General features: G+C 44.8%; 3 protein-coding genes. All 3 read right to left on the bottom strand.

Annotated elements, in window-relative coordinates; translation table 11 throughout:
- Nucleotides 1-83 precede the first annotated feature (83 nt).
- Nucleotides 84-2,447: a DNA polymerase II gene (locus CAG60_RS02915; RefSeq protein WP_161438248.1), complete on the bottom strand. Its 2,364-nt coding sequence runs from the start codon at nt 2,445-2,447 to the stop codon at nt 84-86.
- Between the two features lie 255 nt (nt 2,448-2,702).
- On the bottom strand, nt 2,703-4,568 hold the full coding sequence (locus CAG60_RS02910; RefSeq protein WP_161438247.1) for an Lnb N-terminal periplasmic domain-containing protein: 1,866 nt from the start codon (nt 4,566-4,568) through the stop codon (nt 2,703-2,705).
- Nucleotides 4,569-4,693: 125 nt separating this feature from the next.
- Complete coding sequence (locus CAG60_RS02905) at nt 4,694-5,176, bottom strand: DUF3015 family protein (RefSeq protein ID WP_004395424.1); 483 nt, start codon at nt 5,174-5,176, stop codon at nt 4,694-4,696.
- Between the last annotated feature and the right edge of the window lie 52 nt (nt 5,177-5,228).

Raw genomic sequence — 5,228 nt, 5'->3', positions numbered from 1 at the left:
GAGTAATGTTAATTATTTTCTTATTCAGAATAATGAGATGGGAAACGCGTTAATTTTTGGGGCTATTATATGAACTCGGGTTATTAAAATAACCCGAGTTGCGCGGCGGTGATTTGCTCAAACTGACGGTTAATAAAAGGCAAAATCGCATCGGCAACGGGTTTGAGTTGTTTATCAATGTAATGTTGGTAATCGATAGGGCTGGATAAGTACTGCTTAGGTTCAGGGCCATTAAGTGTCATACAGTATTCAATCGAGCCTTTATTTTGATATTGTAAAGCTCTACCTAAACGCGCATTGATTTCATCTGCTAGGCGAGCGGCGCGTACTTGAGGAGGCACGTTTTTTTGGTACTCGTGCAGCTTGCGTCGCAGGCGCTTTTGGTAGGTTAGCTGCTGATCAAACTCTCCAGCTAACGTTTGCTCAACGGTCGTGCGAATATACTCATCTGGCTGCTGATCGTGAAATATCATCCAATACAGTTCAGACTGAAAACGTTGGGCAAGAGGCGTCCAATCACTGCGGGCGCTCTCTAAGCCTTTAAACACCATTTTTTCCGCACCGGGCTCACCAATCAGGCCAGCGTAGCGCTTTTTCGACCCCGTTTCTGAGCCACGAATGGTCGGCATTAAAAACTTGCGGTAGTGAGTTTCATACTCCAGCTCTAAAAAAGAACTTAATCCGTAGGCTTGCTGAAGATGGGTTGCCCACCACTGGTTAATGTGCCAGACCAAGTCACGTCCGATTTTGTCAGCTTGTGTTTGGCTAAATACGCCACCTAATGAAACAAAGGTTGAATCGGTATCACCATAAATGACCTGATAACCTTGCGCCTCAATTAAGGTTTTGGTCTGCTTCATGATTTCGTGGCCGCGCATGGTAATACTTGAAGCCAGACGAGTATCAAAAAACCGGCAGCCAGATGATCCAAGTACGCCATAAAAGGAGTTCATAATAATTTTGATCGCTTGCGAAAAGGCGGGCTCGTTGTTTTGCTTAGCAATATCCCGAGCGGCCCACAGTGCTTCGATCATTGCCGGCAAAAAATGGCGTTGACGATGAAACTGGCCGCCACGAAATCCAGCGACCGCTTGATGTGGTTTATTGCCGATCTCAAGTGGTAGACCTTCAATCAGCCCTAAAGGGTCAATTAAAAACGACCGGATAATTGAGGGATAAAGGCTTTTAAAATCAAGTAGTAGGACTGAGTCATACAAGCCAGGGCGAGAGTCCATGACATAACCACCTGGACTGGCAATCCAGTTTTCGGAGTGCAGGTTGGGCGCAACATATCCAGCACGGTGTAGTTGAGGCAGATAGAGATTCGTGAAAGCGGCTACTGAGCCGCCAATTCTATCTAACTCTAATCCGGTTAATCGAGAGCGCTGAATAACAAAGTCCAATAAATGGGTATGTTGGAAAATCTTCTCGACTAAAATGCAATCTTGCAGATTGTAATGGGCGAGCTGAGGTTTATCTTGTCGGTAAAGGCGATTGATTTCTTCCATTCTATCGTGCGGCTGAGTAATGGCTTTACCTTCTCCTAACAGTTGACGGGACACGGCCTCTAAAGACCAAGAGCGAAACTGATAGGTCGCGGTTTTTAAGGTATCGATTCCATCCAGTACTACGCGTCCGGGAATGGTAATAAAGCCTTGGTTCGTTTGCGCAGCTGATCGAAAATAACTGGCCTGCTTAGCTCGGCCAAGTTTGAGCTTTAATTTATGCCATTCGGCCCGCTTATGCAGTAAGCGAAAGTCAAAATCAATCACGTTCCAGCCAATGATCACGTCCGGATCAAAGCGTTGAAACCAATCGACTAAAGCATTGAGTAAGTGATATTCATCGCTGACCCATTCGATAGTGGTTTCAGCGGACTGTGGCTGGCCGACCATGATCACACGACTATCGATGGGGCTATGCAGGCCGATGGAGTAGAGTAAGCCTTTCTCTGAGCATTCAATGTCTAATGAAACCACATGGAGTTGTGGTAAATAGTCCGCTTGTCGGCATTTTGCTTGACGGACTTGGCGATAGTCGCCGTAGTGGGTTATGGTGCCGGTAAACTCAAGGCTGCCTTGAATGAATCGTTCCATTAAATAGCGATCTGCCAGTTTAATATCGGCTTCTAAAGTGATGATATTCTCATGGTGGAGCGCTTGAGCCAGTTTGGATGCTTGATAATGGCTCGCAAAATAACAACCTGCCAGTGACTGTTGGTTAAAGTCTTTAAGCTCAAGAGGCCGAACATCAACGGTTATTTGCTGTTGTTTGGTGATGGCTTGGCAAGCTTGAATCTGCGTTTGTTCGATAAAGAACACCGCTTGTTCGCCCTCGATAATCAACTGTGTTGGCCCTTGATTTGTCGCCAGCCACAACTCAATGTGACTTTTACCGTTGATATCTTTTGCTTGGCGGGTGAGGACAAAACCTGATTCGAGAGTCACAGTCAACCTTATTGATGGCAGTATTTAGGCAGAAGATATCTTCCTTTGCTACTTGTCGTTTATCTGTAACATCAAGTCGTTTGGGGATACCTAAAAAATAGCAGAAGATAATACCATCTTCTGCTATTCGCGTCAGGACGCGTTGAGGTCGGTGTAATTTGAGGTTTTGCCGATAGTGGACCTTATCAAGTTCATGATATTTCTAAACTAAAGTGAACATTATTATAATGGGCCACTGCGATTTACTTGTCGCGCTTAGTAATAAAAATAACCAGTGACTTTTGCACTCATTTCTTCTTGTTGCCAATGCTGATAGCGAATTTCACTGCGCAGTGCCCAATGACGAGCAAGACTCCAGTTCCAAGTTAAATTAATCTGGCTATGATGAGCGGCAGCGCTATTCAATAAAGCCAAGTATTGTCCCTGTAACCCTAAACGGTGCTTGTCTGCCACTTGCCAGAGGATGCCTGCTTCCATCCCCACACCGGTGGTAAGACGATAATCGGTCAGTGAACCATGATTGAATGCCAGTGAGGCTAATCCATAGCTGTGTAAGTTATTGGGGTCACCCCATGCCTGACCATAACCACCTTGCACAAACCACCGTCCTTGACGTTGTTGCTGGCTTGGCTGGCGATCAAAACCAAGTCGCATATTCCATGATGCACTAGAGAATAGATTGTGATTTGGCGCGACTGTCATGGCATCAAGCAGATACAACTTTTCTAAACGTGTGGTGTTATGTTGATCTTGACTTAATTGTAGATCCAAAAAGCTAATTTGTGCGCCAGGAATAAAACCTTGCTGAGCATCTAATAAGTCGTGATAGGCGGCGCGCCACTCAAGATTTAACGCTGATGGTGTATGATGCCAATACTGCCCACCGATGCCGAGTCGTGCCGAACCATGCCCTTGTTCAGGAGAAAAAGCCGGTATCGGTACGGGCTCAAAAGGTGATGGGGCGTTGATTTGGCTACGCAGTCGTAATAATTGCGTCAGCCGCTGTGCCGTCGGATCGCGTTCTAAGCCTTGATCATACAATTGAAAATTGAGCCATTCATAAGCAAATTCATAAATCGTGGCTAATTCTTGATCGTTAAACTGGTTAGGGTCAGGAAACTGACCTTGTGTCGCCAGTTTTGCTGCTTGAAAAAGCTCTGGAGAGACTTGCTGTGACTGATGGATTAAACGCGTACCGAATGATTCCCGATAACGCGGGGTATCAATCAAGCCGCGTTTGGCTAAGGCGTTGACGGTATCTGATGGAATGGCTTGAAAAGGAAAATCTTCCACTAAAAAAAGATCATCTCGAGCCAATTCTAATAAAGCGAGCAGTTGGTAAGAGCAGTTTTCATCCAAGAAATAGTAATCAAACTCGGCTAATTGCATTTCCCATAAATGCAGTAGCACTCGTTCGACTTCTTGCTCAGTTAAATTCAAGGGATATTCCCAAATATCACGTGACTCAATGTCATTGTATTCACGCACTTTACGATAATAAGGCATCACAGTGAATCTACCCGGATAAAAACCAAATAAACCTTTCATCGCATATAATGCAGGGTTGTCATTGCCTTCGGGTTCGGCGGCAAAATTGATCGCAAACGCGACCAGCTCTTGATGACGAGTTTGATCTTTTGCATCAATCCGGAGCAGAGTATGACCAAACATCGAAGAGGGATTATTCATAAACGCAGTAGGAAAGACCAAAGTCATCCCTGCCGGATCGATCACGGTGCGCCAATTGTCTAATTCTGGACAATTAAGCTGAGCTGTACGGCCTAATTGTGATTCTATCCATGTATAACGTGCTGGATAAGTGCAGCGAGCTTGCTCTGCTATGGCCGGATCGGAATGATAAAGCGTATCTAATGTCGCCTGTAATTCGGCTTGCGGATTAATTTTACCGTCTTGAGCAAGGAAAAATGGCGTTGAATCGATGGTGCTGCGATATCCTCCCCATCGAGGCAGATAGTGACCTAATTTTAGCCAATAAGGGTGTGTGGCGAGATCCATCGTGTTCAGTTCTGAACTGGCGAAGGCGGGGCGAGTTAATACTACGCTGAGTAAAAAGAACCCTAAGGAGCGCCAATGGCAGTAATGTCTAGCAGAAAGTCTCATACTTATCGTGTTCTTTGGGGGGACGAAAATAAATATAGAGTGCCCTTATCGGGCACTCTATAGGTAGCTTATTCATCAACCTAAAACTCAACCATTAGGCTTTTGCTTTGGTCAGGAATCAGCGATTAGATAGTGTAAGCAGCAAGGGCTTGATCTTGAGCAACTAAGGTATTTAGATTAGTAAATACTTCTTGTGAAGTCACGTTTTCAGATTGGAAAACGTTGGCAAAATTTTCTTTTGCTAGTTGATTAAACGCTGCTTTATCAGAGGCTTGAATTCCCCAAACTTCAGAAAGTGTTGCTAGTGTTTCGCCTTCGCCACGTGCGATATCACGTGCAAGGTTATCAAGGTTACCATCGATAAATAGCGCAAGTTTTTGGGCAGAATTAATGGTGCCAGTACCATCACACCCTAGCGTACCAAAAGTGATACCGAAGGTTTGGTTACCAGAAGTACCGTTGGTAGTTGCACCAAGTACTTTAAACACTTTACCTTCCTTACCATCAAAGATCATGGTGCCGACACCACAACCAATATCTGAGTCTGCCATTACTGCGTTAGAAAAAGGGAGTGCTACAAGAGCGGCCACTGCGAATAGTTTTTTCATGTTTTATATCCTTAACATTATCGTTTTAATATCAAAATATCCCAAAGCGCTT

It is taken from the genome of Vibrio sp. V33_P6A3T137 (genome assembly GCF_009904835.1).
Lineage (GTDB): Bacteria > Pseudomonadota > Gammaproteobacteria > Enterobacterales > Vibrionaceae > Vibrio > Vibrio metschnikovii.
The sequence above is the reverse complement of the archived record's forward strand: the minus strand, read 5'-3'. Positions and strand labels throughout refer to the sequence as shown.